This window comes from Pseudomonas sp. LBUM1655 (assembly GCF_059716085.1).
Window position 1 is genome coordinate 1,626,940 of record NZ_CP166801.1, and the last position, 19,337, is coordinate 1,646,276.

The following is a 19,337-nucleotide window of genomic DNA, read 5'->3' on the forward strand; positions in this document are numbered from 1 at the left end:
TCCGTGTCAGGCTTGCTCAGGTGCGGCGAACGGTGCGTCCAGCGGCAAAGTGTCGAAGGTGCGCAGCAGTTCGATAAGGATTTGCGTGGCCGGGCCCAGCGGTTTGTCCTTGTTTGAATACAGATAGAAGCTGGAGTTGCGGTTGCCGCCCCTGTCCAACGGTAGCAGCTTAAGCGAGCCATCTTTCAGTTCCCGCTCGATCATGTGCCGTGGCAACCACGCAAAGCCCAGGCCGCTGCTGACAAACGTGGCAGCAGTAGCAAGGCTACCGACAGTCCAGCGTTGTTCGGCGCCGAGCCAGCCGACATCCCGTGGCTGTTGGCGCCCAGAGTCGCGGATGACCACTTGCATCTGGGTCTCCAGATCCTGAAAGCTCAGTTCGCGATTGAGCCGATGCAGCGGGTGATCGGGATGTGCGACGGCAACAAACTCGACGTCGCTCAGTTCCGCACCAAGGTAACCGGGAATGCTCAGGCCGGTAATGGCCAGATCGGCCACACCCTCAAGCAACACTTCCTCGACACCCGACAACACTTCCTCACGCAGACGCACGCGGCAGCCACGGCTTTGCGGCATGAACGCAGTCAGCGCCCTCACGATGCGGGCGCTCGGATAGGCCGCATCGACCACCAGTCGCACCTCGGCTTCCCAGCCTTGCTCCATGTGGTGGGCAAGGTCTTCCAATTGGCTGGCCTGTTTCACCAGTTGCCGCGAGCGGCGCAGCAACACGCCGCCGGCTTCGGTCAGCACGGCTTTACGCCCGTCGATGCGCAGCAACGGCACGCCGAGCTGGTCCTGCATGCGGGCGACGGTGTAGCTCACCGACGATTGCGAACGGTGCAGGGCCTCGGCGGCCTGGGCGAATCCGCCGTGGTCGACCACGGCCTGCAATGTTCGCCATTGATCAAGGGTCACGCGGGGCGCTTTCATCAATAGCTCCTCTTGTCCTAAGCTGGCCGTCCCTCATGGAGATTGCCGAATGAAAAAATTCTGTTGTGTGTTGCTGGCGCTGCTGCCGATGTCGGCGTTTGCTTATCCGATCGACGTGGTCAAGGATCTCAACGGACTGAAGATCGACTACGAGACCTTCGACACCGACAATGACATCGGCTCGATCCAGGTGGTCAACTACGGGGATGTCGATGCAGTCTGCAAAGCCGTGTTCACCAACGGCCCGGAAGCACCTCGCACACGCACCATCGAAGTGGCGGCCGGCAAGCATAAAAACGCTACGGCCAAGTTCACCCGAGAAATCATCAAGCTGCGGATCAAGCTGACTTGCACCCCGAAGTAGCACCGTTCTCCTGTAGGAGTGAGCCTGCTCGCGATAGCGGTGTTCCAGATAAATAGATGTCGCCTGACACACCGCTATCGCGAGCAGGCTCACTCCTGCAAAGGCATGCTTCAGCTTATAAACGAATTTATCGATGCTTTATAGCAATTATTTGCGCTTTTTCATCGAATCGACTCTGTCTAATCTCCACTCCATCGACCTACAACATTCTCGGATGGAGGCTACACAACATGTCCCGCGTTCTGATCATCGAAAGCAGCGCCCGCCAGCAAGACTCGGTGTCCCGCCAGTTGACCCAGACCTTCATCAAACAGTGGAAAGCAGCACACCCTGCCGATCAGATCACCGTACGTGACCTCGCCGTGAACCCGGTGCCGCACTTGGACATCAATCTGTTGGGTGGCTGGATGAAGCCCGCCGAGCAGCGCAACGACAGCGAACAGGCGTCGCTGGATCGCTCCAATGAATTGACTGACGAACTGCTGGCCGCCGATGTATTGGTGATGGCCGCACCGATGTACAACTTCGCGATCCCGAGCACCCTCAAGGCCTGGCTCGACCATGTACTGCGTGCCGGCGTGACCTTCAAATACACCGAAACCGGCCCGCAAGGCCTGCTCAGCGGCAAGCGTGCCTACGTGCTGACGGCCCGCGGCGGCATCTACGCCGGCGGCCCGGCGGACCATCAGGAACCGTACTTGCGCCAGGTGATGGGTTTCATCGGCATCCACGACGTGACTTTTATTCACGCCGAAGGCATGAACCTGGGTGGCGACTTCCAGGAAAAAGGCTTGAACCAGGCCAACGCCAAACTGGCCTCGGTCGCTTGATATGTTAATCGCCAGATAATCGCTGGATGTTCTAGTGACCTGGCGCAACCCCTTCAAGGCTCTACGCGCATCGAACCTCCCTTTGCACTTTTTGCTCCTGAGTGCTGTAGCCCGATTGAACGCATTAGCGAGATCGGGCTTTTTTTTGCCTGGGATTTTGTATTGGTTCCAGAAAGTAAAAACCGCTATCGTCGCCGCCATTCGAAACAGAGGCGATCATGGGCTATCTACTTTTTGTCACGCTGATCCAGGCGTTTTCCTTCAGTCTGATCGGCGAATACCTTGCCGGTCATGTCGACAGCTACTTTGCGGTGCTGGTACGTGTGCTGCTAGCCGGGCTGGTGTTCATCCCGCTGACCCGCTGGCGTTCGGTGGAACCTTCGTTCATGCGCGGCATGTTGGTGATTGGGGCGTTGCAGTTCGGTGTGACTTACGTTTGCCTCTATCTGAGCTTCCGTGTGCTGACGGTGCCCGAGGTGTTGCTGTTCACCATCCTCACACCGCTGCACGTGACGTTGATCGAAGATGCGCTGAACCGACGCTTTAACCCGTGGGCGCTGATCGCCGCGCTGGTGGCGGTGGGCGGGGCGGCGGTGATTCGTTTCGACAGCATCAGTCCGGATTTCTTCATGGGCTTCCTGCTGCTGCAACTGGCCAACTTCACCTATGCCGCCGGGCAGGTGTTGTACAAACATCTGGTGGCGAAACACCCGAGCGATCTGCCGCATTATCGCCGCTTTGGCTACTTCTACCTCGGCGCACTGGCGGTGGTGCTGCCGGCATTCCTGCTGTTCGGCAAAGCCAACTTCCTGCCCGAAGCGCCGCTGCAATGGGGCGTGCTGCTGTTCCTCGGTCTGGTCTCGACGGCGCTGGGCCTGTATTGGTGGAACAAAGGCGCGTGCATGGTCAACGGTGGCACGCTGGCGGTGATGAACAACCTGCATGTACCGGTGGGGTTGCTGCTGAACTTGCTGATCTGGAATCAGGATGAGGAACTGGGCAGGTTGTTCCTCGGCGGGAGTGTGATTCTGGCGGCGGTGTGGATCAGCCGTTTAGGCATCCGCAGATCTCAAGCCACCGCCTAACCCCTGTAGGAGTGAGCCTGCTCGCGATAGCGGTGGGTCAGTCATCATTGATTTGTCTGACCCACCGCTATCGCGAGCAGGCTCACTCCTACAGTAGATCGGTGGTTTTACATGAGATGTTTTTGCGGCTCTGGAATGCTGGCCGCGCCGAGCACCGCCGGCAGCATTCCCACACGCAAATCCCCGCCACTCGGCTGCTGATACAGGCTCAAACCAAACTCCGGCAGCACGGCCAGCAAGTAATCGAAAATATCCCCCTGAATCCGCTCGTAATCGGCCCACACCGTGGTGCTGGTGAAGCAGTAGATTTCCAGCGGAATACCCTGCGCCGTGGTTTGCATCTGGCGCACCATGCAGGTCATGTTCGGCTGCACCTCCGGGTGACTCTTCAGATACGCCAGCGCGTAAGCGCGAAAGGTGCCGATGTTGGTCATCCGCCGACGGTTGGCCGACATCGCCGCCACATTGCCCTGCGCTTCGTTCCAAGCCTTGAGTTCGGCTTTCTTGCGGCTCATGTAGCCGGTCAGCAGATGCACCTGGCTCAGTTTCTCTTCTTCATCGTCACGGATAAAGCGCACGCCGCTGGCGTCGATGAACAGACTGCGCTTGATCCGCCGCCCGCCGGACTGCTGCATGCCGCGCCAGTTTCGGAACGACTCGGACATGAGCCGCCAGGTCGGGATCGACACAATCGTCTTGTCGAAGTTCTGCACCTTGACCGTGTGCAGCGTGATGTCGACCACGTCGCCATCGGCGCCGACTTGCGGCATCTCGATCCAGTCGCCGACCCGCAGCATGTCGTTGCTGGTGAGTTGCACACTGGCGACGAAGGACAGCAAGGTGTCCTTGTAAACCAACAGAATCACCGCCGACATCGCACCCAGACCCGACAGCAGCAACAACGGCGAACGGTCGATCAGCGTGGCGACGATGATGATCGCGCCAAACACGTACAAGACCATTTTCGCCAGTTGCACGTAACCCTTGATCGAGCGGGTGCGGGCGTGTTCGGTGCGGGCGTAGATGTCGAGCAAGGCATTGAGCAGGGCGCTGATCGACAGCAACAGGAACAGGATGGTGAACGACAGCGCGACGTTGCCAAGGAACGTCATCGCGGTTTTGCTCAGCTCCGGCACCAGATGCAGGCCGAACTGGATCACCAGTGACGGCGTCATCTGCGCCAGACGCTGGAACACCTTGTTGTGGCGAAAGTCGTTGAGCCAGTGCAGCGCCGGCTGACGACCGAGCATGCGGCTGGCATGCAGGATCAAATAGCGCGCCACTCGTCCGAGCACCAGCGCGATCACCAAAAGCAGGATCAGCGCCAGGCCGGATTGCAGAAACGGATGCTGTTCGAGGGTGCCCCATAGGTCTTGGGCTTTGAGCCAGAGCTGTTTGAAATCCATAAGAGAAACGATTCTTCTATAAAGACGCGATGGGCGATTAGAGCATTTAAGACGCTGCGTATTACCGTAAGAGACAAATCGAGCAACAAAAAAGCCACTGATTAGCACCGTTTGTATAAAGAAACTCGGCCTGAGCGCTCGAAACCGGTAATCTATGCAGCTGTTTTTTTGCATATCTTCGAGGTAGCACCCGTGTTTTCCCAATTCGCCCTGCACGAACGCCTGCTCAAAGCTGTGGCCGAGCTGAAATTTGTCGAGCCAACGCCTGTGCAAGCAGCGGCCATTCCGCTGGCGCTTCAGGGGCGTGACCTGCGGGTGACGGCGCAAACCGGTAGCGGCAAGACTGCTGCTTTCGTCCTGCCAATCCTCAACCGCCTGATTGGCCCGGCCAAGGTTCGCGTCAGCATCAAGACCCTGATCCTGCTGCCGACCCGTGAACTGGCCCAGCAAACGCTGAAAGAAGTTGAACGCTTCTCGCAGTTCACCTTCATCAAATCCGGCCTGATCACCGGCGGTGAAGATTTCAAGGTGCAAGCGGCGATGCTGCGCAAGGTGCCCGACATCCTCATCGGCACCCCGGGCCGGATGATCGAGCAACTCAACGCTGGCAACCTCGACTTGAAAGAAGTTGAAGTGCTGGTGCTCGACGAAGCCGACCGCATGCTCGATATGGGTTTCGCCGAAGACGTGCAACGTCTGGTCGACGAATGCCCGAACCGTCAGCAGACCATGCTGTTCTCCGCCACCACCGGCGGTTCCGGTCTGCGCGAGATGATCGGCAAAGTGCTGAACAACCCTGAGCACTTGCAGCTCAACGCGGTCAGCCAACTGAACTCGACCACCCGTCAGCAGATCATCACCGCCGACCACAACCAGCACAAAGAACAAATCGTGAACTGGCTGCTGGCCAACGAGACCTATCAGAAGGCCATCGTTTTCACCAACACCCGCGCCATGGCCGACCGCATCTACGGCCGCCTTGTGGCTCAGGAATACAAGGCGTTCGTGCTGCACGGCGAGAAAGACCAGAAGGATCGCAAATTGGCGATCGATCGTCTGAAGCAGGGCGGCGTGAAGATTCTGGTGGCCACCGATGTGGCGGCCCGTGGTCTGGACGTTGATGGCCTGGACCTGGTGATCAACTTCGACATGCCACGCAGCGGCGACGAGTACGTGCACCGCATCGGCCGCACCGGTCGTGCCGGTAACGACGGTCTGGCGATCTCGCTGATCTGCCACGGCGACTGGAACCTGATGTCGAGCATCGAGCGCTACCTGAAGCAGAGCTTCGAGCGCCGCACCATCAAGGAAGTCAAAGGCACCTACGGCGGACCGAAAAAGGTCAAGGCCTCGGGCAAAGCCGTCGGCGTGAAGAAGAAAAAGACCGACGCCAAGGGCGACAAGAAGAAAACCGCCGCCAAGACGCCGACCAAGCGCAAGAGCGTCAACCGTCCGAAGCCGGATTCTCTGGTGAGCAGCGACGGCATGGCGCCGCTCAAGCGCCGCAAGCCGGCAGAGCCTGCGGCTGAGTAAGTCGTTTCAGGCGCACATAAAAAACCCGGACAGTGTCCGGGTTTTTTTATCGCCGGGATTTGTCAGCTCCCGAGCAGCCCGCTGGTGTCGGCGTCAAAACGTTGCTTGGCCTTGTCAGCCGCCGGTTTCAGCAACGCGAGCAGCGCCGCCTCGCGGTACAACCTGTTGCCCGCCAACTCCTTCGGCGTTGGCTCGATTGGAATCAGCACATCTTCACCATCGGCGTGCAGCCAGATCGCTACAACGTGCAACGCCGAAACAAACAACAACCGCGGTTCCACGGTTTTGCCCTGCAATTGCGGCGATTGCTCGGCCAATTTCAGCGCACCGACCGTGGCAGCCGCCAGGCCACCATGGTTCAACGAAGCGAACTCGACATGGCCGCGAACGTCGACCAATTGCGCATCGGCAATGGTCACGCCATCGGCGAACACCAGGTAATGCCAATCGCCCACTCGGGCATCTGGCAGACCTTTGCCGTTGCTCAAGTCCTCCAGGCTCAGCGAGTAACCACGCCAGGCCTCACTGAGGCTGATCTTCGCAGGTACAGCGTTGGCAAACTGCCGGTTCGCGCCGAAGCCCTGAGTTTGCAGGGCGGCCTGTAGTGCCGGACGCAAAGTCTGTACGCCGTTGGAAGGCGCCTTTGGATAAGTCAGTTGCATGATGTCGCCCTCCTAGTTTTTTGCGGTGAAGTAAGTGTTGGTCCAGTTGCCGCCGCCGTTGTACGAACCGGGGAATGCGTTCAGCGCGCGGGTCGAATAGCCGTAGATCGAATCCGCGACCAGCACGTAGTTGCCGTTGGTGCCATAGATCGTCAGGAAGTGCGCACCGCCACCGTACCAGGCACAGCGCAGGCCGACGGGGCGGCCCATGTTGATCTGGTTCTGAATGGCCGACATCTGCAGCGAACCCTGATTCATACCGTTATAACTGCGCGTGGTGCGCAGGGCGGAATCAAGATAGCCATAGACGTTGCACGGCCCCGGCTGGTTGCAGCAGTTGCGGTTGAGTTCCGAACTGGCAACGCCACACTGGGTCCAGTTCCCGGTGCCGTAATAGTTGCCGACCGAGGCGGAAACGGCCGCCCAGCACCAGTTGGTCTGGGTCTGCTGTTGCATGCTGAAGTTGAGGCTGCTGGCAGCCAAGGCATTGGCGTGTTCAGCGGCCTCGACCTCGACCAGTTGCGGGTCGAGCAGATGGCCGATCAGGCACCTTGGCAGGGTCTCGCCGGTGAATCGGGTTGCTTCATTGGTTAACATTTTTCAATCCTCCATGAGTGAAAACAAGCGTCCAGCTTGTATGGGTGCAGCGGTGTTGCCGAGCGATCGGGGTTAAAGGTTGGCCATGTTCCATGGCGGGCGCCGATCTCCTTGCTCGAGGTAACCTTAGTCGCAGTATGCATTAATGCAATAAAATAAATGCACTAGTGCATTATCAGGATCAAAAGATCGTCCGATCGCGGGCCGATCCTTGTAGGACCTGCCGAAGGCTCGGGCCGCGATCGGACGATCTTTTGACTTTGGTTTGTTAACCCTCGGCTTTCTTCTCGGCCGAATTGAGCTCTTTTAACCGCTGATCAATCAACTGGCACTTGTCCGGCAAATCCGCACTGGCGGTGCCCAGATCCATCTTCTGCAACTCGGCGTTGATCTCTTTGGCCTTGTCCGGATTCTGCTCGGTGAGCTTGGAGACTTCCTTGGCCAGTTGTTCGCGTTTGGCGGTAGCTTCTTCCGGCGTGCAAGCCCAAGCGGGCAGGGCACAGGCGAGAGTGGCAGCGAGGGTGAGCTTGATCAGGGTTTTCATGGTGGCAGGCCTCAGTTCCGGTTAAGGCGGGTTAACCGGTTGAGGGGTGTGGCCTGAAGAAAGTTCAGTCCTGTTTGTTCTGGTTCAACCCAGGCGCTGCCGTCGTTGTTGTTGAATCGAAAATGTCGATAACTCCCGCAAAAAATCAACTTTGTGCGCTAAACCCCGTGCTAGAGCGGTTGCTGAAATAGTTGCATAACGGGTTGTTGACGTCAGAATGATGGCAATCTACCATCGAGCCATCACATTGATATCAATGTGCGGTTTCGAGGGATCGAACAGACTTGTCGCAGACCGATTCTGTGATGGTTTTGCAACGCTTTGGACGTTCTGACCCAAGCGCGCCTATATCCCCCTAATTCAGTTTCTCACTCTACCGGCATGCTTCATTTGGCCGGGTAGGGACTGCTTTGCCTGTCGATTTTGCCGATCAATCAGCTGCACGCGATGAGACTTTCAACATGGATGTTCGCCACTACGCCTTCGCCGCGCGTCAATCTTGCAGTATCGAAACCCGTGAACACTTTTGGGGGATGCCCAAGCGCGGACTGGCATTTCTGCTGGCGAACGTCATGTTCTGGCAACCGATGTGGGCGCAGGCCGACGGGATCGTGGTGGCCAACCCGAATACATCGCTGGATCGGGCCGGCAACGGCGTGCCAATCATCAACATCGCCACGCCTAATGGAAGTGGGCTGTCACATAACCAATTCCACGATTACAACGTTGGTGCACAGGGCGTCATCCTCAACAACGGCGCAGCACAGACCTCGGCCACACAACTGGGGGGCCACATCATCGGCAACCCGAACCTGAAGAACAGCGGTTCGGCGCAAGCGATTCTCAACGAAGTCATCAGCGGGAACCCGAGTCAACTGCGTGGTTACACCGAAGTGGCGGGGCAGTCGGCGCGGGTCATTGTCGCAAACCCTTACGGGATTACCTGCAATGGTTGCGGCTTCATCAACGCTCCACGTGTGACATTGACCACTGGCAAACCGGTGATCGAAAACGGTCAACTGGATCGATTTCAGGTCGATCAGGGCGGTGTCGCCATTGAAGGCGCCGGGCTCAATGCAAGCAACGTCGATCGTTTCGAAATCATCACCCGCAGCGCCAGAATAAACGCCCAGATCCAGGCGCAGAATCTGACCATTGTTGCCGGCCGCAACGACGTCAACGCGCAAACCCTCAATGCCACTGCCCGCGCCGATGACGGCAGCGCCAAACCACAACTGGCCATCGACTCTTCGGCGCTTGGCGGCATGTACGCCGGGGCGATCAAACTGGTGGGAACCGAGGCTGGAGTCGGCGTGAAACTGGCGGGCAACGTTGCCGCCAGTGGTGGCGATATCCAGATTGATGCCAACGGCCAGCTCACGCTGGCGCAGACGTCTGCCGCTACGTCAGTCAATGTCAAAGCTGCGAGTCTCGACGCGCAAGGCCCTGTCTATGCCGGTACCGACGTCAATGTACAAACCCAAGGCAACCTGACTAACCGGCAAACCCTCGCGGCCCGCGACAGCATCAACCTCAGCGCCGGTGGGCAACTGAACAACGCCGGAGCTATCGAGGCCGGCGTCAATGCCGACGGCAGTCGCAACACACATGGCGACCTGAACCTCAATGCGCAGAATCTTGAAAACCAAGGTAAGAGCCTGACTGCCAGCCGCAACCTGACGGTAATCGCGGCGCAGACCCTGAACAACCAGGGCGGCTCCCTCAGCGGGCAAACCACTGCAGTGACGGCGGGAACACTGGACAACCGTAACAACGGACGTGTGTTGAGTCGCGGCACCCTGAATGTGACGGCCAATCAAGTGCAGAACACGGGCGGCCTGATCAACAGTGCAGGCGATTTACAGGGCGCCGTCGGCCAGCTCGACAACAGCGCTGGTGAGATTTCCAGCACGCGCACGACGCGTCTCAATGGCCTGACCCTGAACAATCGCAGCGGCCGGATTCTAGGTGACCTGGGGCTCAATATTGATCTCGGCGGGGCGCTGGACAACCGTGACGGCATGCTCGGCTCAGGTCAGGTTCTGTCTCTCAAGGCGGGCAGTTTAGACAACCGTGACGGTGGCATTGTGGTCAGCGATAACGGCCTTGTCCTGCGCATCAATGGCCTGCTCGACAACCGTGACAAAGGTGAAATCACCACCAAGGGCTCTATCGACGCGCAAACCGGCAGTCTCGACAATCGCGCGGGCAAGGTCATTGGTAAAAACTCGCTGGCACTGCGCGGCGACAGTGCGGACAACCGAGGAGGGATCATCCAGGCTGACAAGCAACTGAATCTGCAAATCAATCGATTGGATAACCGTGACAAGGGTCAGATCACCGGTAAAGCGGCGATGACCTTGCAGGGCAATTATCTTGATAACAGCGGCGGTCTTTTTAGTGCGGTCGGCCCTGTGACTCTCACACTCGATGAGGTGCACAACGCTCAGGGACGGATCTCCAGCCAGGCTGACTTGCTCGCTACCATTGGCCTGTTGCAACAACAGGGCGGTGCACTGGTTGCGCAGGGCAATCTGAGCCTGACCGGCAACAGCCTCGACAATCGTAACGGCGGACTGGTCGGGACCACCAAGGCATTGAAGTTGAATGTCGACCAGGTCGACAACCGCGCGGGTGAACTCTCCGCCACGCTGTTGATGAATATCAGCGGCAAGCGTCTGGATAACGCTGACGGCGGCAAGCTGCTCGCCGGCGCGGATCTGACACTGGCAGTGGCTACATTGAATAATCAGAACAAAGGGCTGATCAGCGCCAAGGGCGCTACCGGGTTGATCGGCAGCTCGCTTAACAACTCAGGCGGCAGGCTGGAAAGCCTCAAGGGTCTGGTCATCACCCTCGACGACGCCATGCTCAATGTCCAGGGCCTGGTCAGTAGCGAAGGCACATTGACCGTCGCTGCCAATCGTATCGACAACAGTGCCGGTAGCTTGGGCAGTGCCGGCGCACTGGCGCTGACCACGCAGGGTGAAGTGATCAATCAGGACGGTTCGATTTCCACTGACGGCACGTTGAACCTTAGCAGTGGCAGTCTGGATAACAGCCGCAATGGATCGGTCTCGGCCAAGGATGTCACGCTGATCCATACCGGCGATATGGATAATAGTCAGGGCGGCCACTTGATCAGCGGTGCGTCGCTTGAACTCAAGGCCAACCAGGTCGACAACGCTGGCGGACGGATCGCCAGCCAGCAAGCCATGACGGTTTCGGTCACCGGACTCAAACAGCAGGCTGGCGAGTTGTTCAGCAAAGACAGCCTGTCCCTGGATCTGAACAACGGTGATTTGGATAACCGCAACGGCTTGATCAATGCCCCCGGAACGCTATTGCTGAAAAACCTTGCTGGCGTGAACAACCAGGGCGGTGAAATCTCCAGCCGACTGGCCTTTACGCTTGCTGTCAATGAGCTTGATAACAGTCAAGGCAAGCTCCTGAGCCAAGCAGGTCTGACGCTGCGTATTGCGCACGCACTGAATAATCTCAAAGGTGTGATTTCGGCCGCTTCGGTCGATGCTCAAAGTGACAGTCTGGATAATGCCGAAGGATTGATCAGCAGCAACGGACGGCTGGAACTGGCTGTCGGCAAAGACTTGAACAACCATGCCGGTACGTTGATCGCCGACGGGCAGTTGCTGCTTAAGGCCGGCACTCTGGATAACCGTGCCGGCAGTATCGCCAGCAAGACGGATGCTTTGCTTGCGGTCAGAAAACTGGATAACCGCCAAGGCAAGCTGATCGCGACCGGTACGCTCGGCCTGAACGCCGAGACACTTGATAATCGCCAAAGCGGTCTGCTGGGTGCAACGCAGGACGTGACCCTCAATGTCGGCGATGTTGACAACCGAGGGGGAGAAATCACCAGCAACGCCCAAGTATCGATAACCGGTGACAAACTCGATAACAGCGACGCCGGGAAGATGTTCGCAGGACAGGCGCTGGCCCTGACTGTCGATCAATTGCTCAATCGCAATGACGGATTGATCAGCAGCCGATCCGTGCTGAACCTGCAAGGCCGCACGCTGGATAACAGCGGTGGCAACCTGCTGAGTTTGCACGCGGCCCGATTGGACCTGAGCGGGGCATTCGATAACAGCCGGGGCAAGGTCAGCAGCGAAGGCGAATTGGCGGTCAATACAGCGCAACTGACAAACGCCCTTGGCAGTCTGTCGAGTGCAGGGGATCTGACGGTCAACAGTCAGGGCGCTGTCGATAACCAGGGCGGCAACATGGTCACCAACGGCGCGCTCAGCCTCGTTAGTACGCGCCTCGATAACCACCAAAAAGGCACTATCAGCGCCAAAGGCGCGGTCACCGTTACCACGGGTGCGTTTGACAACAGTCAGTCCGGACAACTCAACAGCGCCAGCACGGTAAATCTGAACGCCGGCCAGGTGAACAACAGCGATGGCGGGCGCATCGGCAGCGAAGGTGCGTTGACGGCCTCGGTCACCGGACTGGATCAGCAGGGCGGGCAGTTATTCAGTAAGCAAAGCCTGATTCTGGACATGAATAACGGTCAGTTGAACAATCAGAACGGCTTGATCAACGCTCCGGGTGCCTTGCTGCTCAAACAACTCAATGGGGTCAACAATCAGGGCGGTGAAATTTCCAGTGCGCAAGCGTTCACCCTGATTGCGCAAAACTTCGATAACAGCAACGGCGGCAAGCTTCTGAGCAGTCAGGGCCTGACCGTGCGCATCGCTAATGCCCTGGATAACGTCAAAGGCGTGATCGGCGCCGCTGCAATCGATCTCCGTAGCGCCAGTCTGAACAATAGCGGTGGCAGTCTGGTCAGTCGCGGCAATCTCGACCTGACCGTGGACGGTTTGTTGCGCAATGATGCCAAGGGCCTGATCAACGCCGAGCAAGCGCTGCACCTCAACAGTGCCGACTTGAACAACGAGGGCGGCGCGATATTGGCCAAGGACGCGATTACGCTCAATGCGATGGCCCTGAACAACCGGGGCAATGGTCTGATCAACAGCCTGGGTGCGTTGAGCGTGACTGCTACGACGCTGGACTCAAGCAACGGCGGTGAGGTTTCCGCCAAGGGTGATATCAATCTCAAGTTGACTGCGCTGACCCAAAATGGCGGTCGTCTGTTGGGTGACAACGCGATCAGCGTCGATCTGGCGGAGGGCGACTTCGACAATCGCAACGGATTGCTCACTGCCAAAGGTCCTTTGACCCTCGAGCGTCTGCGTGATCTGAACAACGAGGGTGGCGAGATCTCCAGCGCGTTGGCGTTTGACGTAATCGCTCGAGCGTTGAACAACAGCAGCGGCAAGTTGATCAGCAGCCAGAAACTGACGGTCAGCGGCACCGAGTTGATCAACCGCAAGGGCTTGATTTCTGGCTGGGAAAGTCTCGCGGTCAAAGGTGCCAGCCTGGATAACCGCGACAGTGGCACGCTCTCCAGCCGCAGTGGCGATGTGGTCGTCGAGCTGACAGGTGGATTGCTCAATAGTCATTCAGGTGCGTTGGTCAGTCACGGCAGCCTGAACGTCAGGGCGAGTGAGCTGGATAACAGTGATAAAGGCATTCTCAGCAGCGCGGCGGGGCAGACCCTGGCATTGAGCGGGACACTCAACAACAATCAGGGTGGTCTCATTGACAGTGGCGTGGCGCTCGATATCAGCAGTGCGGCATTGACCAATGCCGGCGGTACGATCAATGCGCAACAGGCGATCAACGTCAACGCCACTCGCGTCGACAACAGTGCTGGCCAGATCGCTGGCAACGCAGCGATAACCCTTAACCTGCTCGGACAACTGAACAACAACGCCGGCAAACTGGCGGGTGCCGGCCCTGTACTGATCACCGGCGTTACTGACTTGAGCAACCGCAGCGGGCAACTGGTCAGCCAAGGTAACCTCAGCCTGCTGACCGGATCGTTGGACAACAGCAACAAAGGCACCATTGCCGCCAACGATGATTTGCAGATCACCGCCAGCGGCGCGGTGCTCAATCATTCCGATGGTTTGATCTATAGCCAGAACGCCGGCCTGCAATTGAAGGCCGCCAGTCTGGCCAACGGCAAAGGCGCAATCCAGAGTCAGAGTGGCCTGGCACTTGATATCAGTGGCGACCTGGATAATCAAAGTGGCAGAGTCATCGCCGAAACGGGTGCGGTCAGTGTCAACGCCTCGAGTATCGACAACCGTGGCGGCGTACTGGCGAGCATCAAGGGCGCATTGCAAGCGCGCACTGTTGGCGTGTTGCGCAATGGTGTCGACCTGAACAATAACCGTCAGGGCGGCATTATCCAGGCACAGGGCCTGACCCTCACTGCGCTGGCAGGGCTGGACAACAATGGCGGACGGATCTCCGCGCAGACGGCGGACGCCAGCATTGTCACGGCCGCGCTGGATAACCGTAACGGCGGGCTCTACGCCAAAAATCTGCTCAGCGTGACTGGCACTCGACTGGACAACAGCGGCGGGCAAATCGCCGGCAATCGTATCGATCTGGATCTGCTCAATGATTTGAACAACCGCGGCGGTGTCGTGGAAAGCGACACGACTCTGTCGGTGAAGGCAGCCAGCCTGGATAATCAGGGTGGCAAGCTGCGTTCGCTAGCCAACACTGGCAAAACGGCGTTTCAGATTGGCGGCCTGCTGGACAACCGCAATGGTGTGCTTGAAACCGGCAACACCGACCTCACGCTGGCAGTCGGCAGCTTCCTGAACAGCGGTGGCCAACTGCTGCACCTGGGCGATGGTACGTTCGATATCTCCACTGCCAATGTCACCGGCGCCGGCGGCAGCATCGTCACCCGTGGCGGCCTGACGCTCAACGCCGACACCTGGAGCAACTCCAGCGTGATTCAAGCGGGTCGGCTGAACGTCAACGTCAACAACTTCAGTCAGACTGCCAGCGGTCAATTGCTGGCCTCGACGCATCTGCAAGGGCGTGGTGGTAACTGGGTCAATGACGGACTGATTGCCAGCGACGGCAGCATGGATCTGCAACTGGGCGGCAGTTACGGTGGTAACGGTCGGGTTTCAAGCGTAGGCGACCTCACATTCGGTGCCGCCCAGTTGACGGTCAATGAGGGCGCCAGTGTTGCCGGTGGCGGTCTGACCAAGCTCAACGTGAGCGGTCAAGTCACCAATATGGGGCGCCTGACATCCGCTGATGCGCTGGAAATCAGGGCCGGTGCGGTCAGCAATCTTGGTACGCTGGCCAGTGCCAAAAACCTCCTGATCAACGCACAGACACTGACCAATAACCGCATTCGAGCCAATCAGGGATCGCTGCTTTTCAGCGGCGCTCACATGAACCTGCAAGTCGGCACGCTGACCAACACCTACAGCGACGTTTATAGCTTGGGCGACATCAATGTGCTCGGTTACAACGGTGCAGACCGGGCGGCTCGCGTCGACAATCTGTCCGGGCGTATCGAATCCACCGGCGATATGTCATTGAAGTCGTCAGTGGTGAACAACAAGATGGAGAACTTCAGCGTCACCACCACCGAGGGCGATTCTTCGTCCATTGGTGTGCGCTGCTTCAACTGTGATTCGGCGCGTCCCAAACACATGGAAGACGTCGATTCGCACCTGGTCTGGCAGCAGACGTTCAACGTGACAGTTTCTGGTGATGCCGATGCTTCTAGCATCACCGCCGGACGTAATCTGAGTGTGACCGGGTCGGAATTCGTCAACTCCAATTCCACGGTATCCGCCGCGTCCGACATCACCATCAACGTCGATACCTTCAACAACTCCGGCAGTTCGCTGGGCAGTTATTCGTCGCTCAAGTACATCACCAACAAAGCGCCGAAACCCGAATTGTGGGATCAGATCGTTAACTACAACAGCCATAACGACGCGGGTTATGACAAAGACATTCGATTCTGGACTGCCGGTGGAGCGCAGTCGTCGGTGACTCCATGGATCAGAAACAACCCGCATGTCGGCGAGACAAGAACCCAGTACATCGGGACGTATTCGAATGATGTCTGGGGCGGCGGTGACATAGTGTTTGGCGCCTCCCAGTACGCTTCCGGTGTCCGCGTGGACGCCCCGGCTGAAATCAGAAACGCCACGCCGTTCCAGACGGTCATTACCGAGTCGACTGACAAAAGCTATGTACCGGCCATTGTGCAGGCGGGTGGCAGCGTGGTCGTCAATGCGACCAACAAGATCACCAACGGCGAACTGCGTTCGTACACGGCAACCGCGGGTGGTCCGGCGAAAACGGCCGATACCCGAACCGGCGCTGGGACCAAACCCACAGTGATCAGCCTGAATCGCCAATTGCCACCGGATCTGGCTCAACAGCAGGTCAACCCGTTGGCGTTACCCGGATTTGAATTACCCGGTGGTCAGAACGGACTGTTTCGTCTGAGTGGTCAGGGCGCCACTTCGGGAGGCACGGCACCGCTTCCTGGCGCACAGAACTGGACCATCGGTGGCGCATCCGTTACAACAACGCAACGTCAGGCGGACTTGCCTGCTGGCGGGCGTACATTGACCGTCGACCCGATCAATGCGGTCGGTGCAGCGGATCGCCAACTGACTACAGCGGACCGTACAGGTCTACAGCCGACCACCGGTGCAAGCGCGATCGATGCCAGCATCAACGATGGCTCCGGTGCTTTGATCGGTGCACCGAATACGTCGCTCAAGGGTAATGTCAGCCAGACGCTGGCTCGTGTTCAGGGCCTGCCGAATACACCTGCGCCGTCGAACGCGCACAAATATCTGATCGAAACCAACCCGGTACTCACCGAACTTAAACAATTCATGAGTTCGGATTACCTGTTGGCCAATCTGGGGTACGACCCGGATCAAAGTGCCAAACGGCTGGGTGACGGTTTGTACGAACAGCGTCTGATTCAGCAGGCGGTGGTCGAGCGCACCGGGCAGCGCTTCATCGATGGTCAGACCTCCGACGAAGGACTGTTCAAGTACCTGATGAACAATGCGATCGCCAGCAAGGATCAGCTCGACCTGTCGGTGGGCGTGACGCTCACCGCCGAGCAAGTGGCGGCGCTGACCCACGACATCGTCTGGCTTGAAGAGCACGAAGTGAACGGCGAGAAAGTTCTGGTGCCGGTGCTTTATCTGGCTCAGGCCAATAATCGGCTGGCACCCAATGGCGCGCTGATCCAAGGCGCAAACGTCAAGTTGATTGCCGGTCAGGATCTACAGAACGCCGGAACCCTGCGTGCCAGCAATAACCTGACGGCCGCCGCCGGCAATGATCTGGTCAACAGTGGCCTGATCGAGGCGGGTAACCGTCTCGACTTGCTGGCGGGCAATAACATCGTCAACAAATCGGGCGGCATCATCACCGGGCGCGATGTGAACCTGGTGTCGGTCAAGGGCGACATCATCAATGAGCGCACCGTCACCAGCAGCGGTTTCGCATCCCAAGGATACTCGCAGCACCGCGAGTACCTCGATAACGCGTCACGCATCGAAGCCACCAATGACCTGAAAGCCAGCGCCGGTCGCGACTTTATCAGCACGGGCAGTGCGCTGGTCAGCGGTCGTGATACGAGCATCGACGCGGGACGTGATGCCAGCATTCTTTCGGCGCAAAGCAACAACTCCGCGTTTACCGGTGCCACGACCAGCAGTGTTCATCAGGTGGGTTCGACCGCGACGGCAGGCCGCGATTTCTCGGTCAACGCCGGGCGCGATCTGACGGTTATCGGCAGCCAGATCAGCGCCGCTCGCGATATTGAAATGAGCGCCGACCGTGACCTGCTGATTGGCTCGGCCGAGGAGGAATCACATTCCTACTACAAGTCGAAAAAGGTTACGGCGCAGGAAGACCACATCGATCAGATCGCCAGTTCGATCAGTGCCGGCGGCAAGGCCGGGTTCGTCGCCGGGAAAGACCTGACCGTGGTATCGAGTCGCATCACCGCCGGCGATGAGGCGTATCTGGTCGCTGGCAATGACCTGGAGGTGCTGGCGGCTGAGGACTACGACTATTCGCTTTACGACAAAAAGAAAAAGGGCAGCCTGGGGCGCAAGGAAACCCGTCATGACGAGGTGACCAAGGTCAAGTACGTCGGCAGCGAAATCAGCAGTGGCGGTGATTTGACTCTGGTCAGTGGTGGTGATCAGCGATATCAGGCAGCCAATCTGAACGCCGGCAAAGATCTGACCATCAGCAGCGGCGGTGACCTGACGTTTGAAAGTGTCACCGACCTGGAAAAAGAGAGCCACGAGAAGAGCAAAAGCAGCCTCGCCTGGACATCGGCCAAGGGCGCCGGGCAAACCGACGAGACCGTTCGTCAGAGCCATTTGCTGGCGGCCGGGGACATCATCATCAAGGCCGCCGGCGATATCCGTATCGACGTCAAGGAGGTCACGCAGAAATCCGTGGCCGACAGCATCGATGCGATGGTCAAGGCTGACCCGCAACTGGCCTGGCTCAAGGACATGCAGGACCGCGGCGATATCGACTGGCACATGATCAAGGAAGTGCATGACCAGTGGGATTACCAAAGCTCGGGCATGGGCATGGGGGCTGCCATTGCTGTCGCAATCATCGTTACGGTGCTGACAGCCGGTGCCGCGAGCGCTGCGGTCGGCGGGATGGCTTCCGGAACGGGTTCGACCTTCGCTGCCGCGACGGCAACCACCGCTGCTGGCGCTGGTAACGTCGCCTTGACTGCCGTTATCACGTCGATGGCCAGTACCGCAGCGGTCAGCGCCATCAACAACAAGGGCAATCTGGCCGACACACTGAAAGATGTGCTCTCGGAAGAAAACATCAAGAGCTACGTCACGGCGGCGATCATTGCCGGTGCCGGTTCTTATACCGGTGAGTGGGGCACCAAGATCGGGCCGCAAGGTAACAAGATTACAATCAGTGTCACTGAGCGACTTAAGGCATTTGCGGTCAATACGGCCCTGAAGGGTCTGCTGACAGGTGACGGCAGTGACAAGTCGTGGCTGACCATTGCCGGTACCGGCGCGCTGGCAGAGATTTACGCATACTGGACCGGTCGCGGGCCGGATGTCCGTCCGGGCGAGGACCGACCGGGAGGCCCCAAGGTTGATCAACTGGACGGCGGACTGGTGGCTCGCGAGTGGGTGGCAGGCGAGTGGATCGAGGGCAAGAATATCGGCCTGAATGATTCCTGCACCTCATTGCTGGCGGTCTGCCACGGTACGTTGATCAGTAACATTGCCAACTCGGTGCCGGGCATGAATGCGTTTGCCACGCTGCACGACACCTGGATGAACAAGCTGATTATTGCCAAAGACGGCGTGAACATGACCTGGTGGGAAAATCTCGGCACGATGCCGCCGGCATTGGCCGTCAACTACGGCGCGCTCTATGACAAATACCGGCCGTTGATCGAACAGACCAAGCGTGAATCCAGGCAGTAACGCTCGGG

General features: G+C 58.4%; 10 protein-coding genes. 5 read left to right on the plus strand and 5 right to left on the minus strand.

All coding sequences use genetic code 11. The features are described from left to right. Nucleotides 1–6: 6 nt before the first annotated feature. Nucleotides 7–930, minus strand: coding sequence for a PA3225 family LysR-type transcriptional regulator (locus ACA074_RS07315; RefSeq protein ID WP_007914443.1), 924 nt, complete (start codon nucleotides 928–930; stop codon nucleotides 7–9). Nucleotides 931–979: 49 nt separating this feature from the next. Here ACA074_RS07315 and ACA074_RS07320 point away from each other — a divergent pair, with 49 nt between their 5' ends. The 3 genes from ACA074_RS07320 to ACA074_RS07330 all read left to right on the plus strand — a co-directional run bounded on the left by ACA074_RS07320 (nucleotide 980) and on the right by ACA074_RS07330 (nucleotide 3,209). Then, on the plus strand, nucleotides 980–1,294 hold the full coding sequence (locus ACA074_RS07320; RefSeq protein WP_489878458.1) for a 3-phosphoglycerate kinase: 315 nt from the start codon (nucleotides 980–982) through the stop codon (nucleotides 1,292–1,294). Nucleotides 1,295–1,524: 230 nt separating this feature from the next. Continuing rightward, nucleotides 1,525–2,124 (plus strand): FMN-dependent NADH-azoreductase, encoded by a 600-nt coding sequence (locus ACA074_RS07325; RefSeq protein WP_187681376.1) that lies wholly within the window; start codon nucleotides 1,525–1,527, stop codon nucleotides 2,122–2,124. Nucleotides 2,125–2,342: 218 nt separating this feature from the next. After that, nucleotides 2,343–3,209: a carboxylate/amino acid/amine transporter gene (locus ACA074_RS07330; RefSeq protein WP_497678705.1), complete on the plus strand. Its 867-nt coding sequence runs from the start codon at nucleotides 2,343–2,345 to the stop codon at nucleotides 3,207–3,209. A gap of 107 nt (nucleotides 3,210–3,316) precedes the next feature. Here ACA074_RS07330 and ACA074_RS07335 read toward each other — a convergent pair whose 3' ends face one another. Continuing rightward, nucleotides 3,317–4,615 (minus strand): mechanosensitive ion channel family protein, encoded by a 1,299-nt coding sequence (locus tag ACA074_RS07335; RefSeq protein ID WP_497658917.1) that lies wholly within the window; start codon nucleotides 4,613–4,615, stop codon nucleotides 3,317–3,319. A 192-nt stretch (nucleotides 4,616–4,807) separates the two neighbouring features. On the opposite strand from ACA074_RS07335, the gene ACA074_RS07340 reads away from it, so the two are divergent. Then, complete coding sequence (locus tag ACA074_RS07340) at nucleotides 4,808–6,148, plus strand: DEAD/DEAH box helicase (RefSeq protein WP_038358505.1); 1,341 nt, start codon at nucleotides 4,808–4,810, stop codon at nucleotides 6,146–6,148. A gap of 62 nt (nucleotides 6,149–6,210) precedes the next feature. Here the strand turns inward: ACA074_RS07340 and ACA074_RS07345 are convergent, their stop codons facing one another. From ACA074_RS07345 to ACA074_RS07355, 3 genes are all read right to left on the minus strand, one after another. Further along, entirely contained in the window at nucleotides 6,211–6,810 is a 600-nt protein-coding gene (locus ACA074_RS07345; RefSeq protein WP_497678706.1) for a hypothetical protein, read from the minus strand. Between the two features lie 12 nt (nucleotides 6,811–6,822). Further along, nucleotides 6,823–7,407 (minus strand): C39 family peptidase, encoded by a 585-nt coding sequence (locus ACA074_RS07350; RefSeq protein WP_489878462.1) that lies wholly within the window; start codon nucleotides 7,405–7,407, stop codon nucleotides 6,823–6,825. 268 nt (nucleotides 7,408–7,675) lie between these two features. After that, on the minus strand, nucleotides 7,676–7,951 hold the full coding sequence (locus ACA074_RS07355; RefSeq protein ID WP_497678707.1) for a hypothetical protein: 276 nt from the start codon (nucleotides 7,949–7,951) through the stop codon (nucleotides 7,676–7,678). 461 nt (nucleotides 7,952–8,412) lie between these two features. Here ACA074_RS07355 and ACA074_RS07360 point away from each other — a divergent pair, with 461 nt between their 5' ends. Then, nucleotides 8,413–19,329, plus strand: a complete 10,917-nt coding sequence (locus tag ACA074_RS07360; protein WP_497678708.1) for a two-partner secretion domain-containing protein — start codon at nucleotides 8,413–8,415, stop codon at nucleotides 19,327–19,329. The last annotated feature ends 8 nt before the right edge of the window (nucleotides 19,330–19,337 follow it).

What these genes read in the sequence shown, in the direction of transcription:
- ACA074_RS07350 (WP_489878462.1), bottom strand. Translation starts at nt 7,407, where the DNA reads ATGTTAACCAATGAAGCAACCCGATTCACCGGCGAGACCCTGCCAAGG.
- ACA074_RS07335 (WP_497658917.1), bottom strand. Translation starts at nt 4,615, where the DNA reads ATGGATTTCAAACAGCTCTGGCTCAAAGCCCAAGACCTATGGGGCACC.
- ACA074_RS07330 (WP_497678705.1), top strand. Translation starts at nt 2,343, where the DNA reads ATGGGCTATCTACTTTTTGTCACGCTGATCCAGGCGTTTTCCTTCAGT.
- ACA074_RS07320 (WP_489878458.1), top strand. Translation starts at nt 980, where the DNA reads ATGAAAAAATTCTGTTGTGTGTTGCTGGCGCTGCTGCCGATGTCGGCG.
- ACA074_RS07315 (WP_007914443.1), bottom strand. Translation starts at nt 930, where the DNA reads ATGAAAGCGCCCCGCGTGACCCTTGATCAATGGCGAACATTGCAGGCC.
- ACA074_RS07345 (WP_497678706.1), bottom strand. Translation starts at nt 6,810, where the DNA reads ATGCAACTGACTTATCCAAAGGCGCCTTCCAACGGCGTACAGACTTTG.
- ACA074_RS07355 (WP_497678707.1), bottom strand. Translation starts at nt 7,951, where the DNA reads ATGAAAACCCTGATCAAGCTCACCCTCGCTGCCACTCTCGCCTGTGCC.
- ACA074_RS07325 (WP_187681376.1), top strand. Translation starts at nt 1,525, where the DNA reads ATGTCCCGCGTTCTGATCATCGAAAGCAGCGCCCGCCAGCAAGACTCG.
- ACA074_RS07360 (WP_497678708.1), top strand. Translation starts at nt 8,413, where the DNA reads ATGGATGTTCGCCACTACGCCTTCGCCGCGCGTCAATCTTGCAGTATC.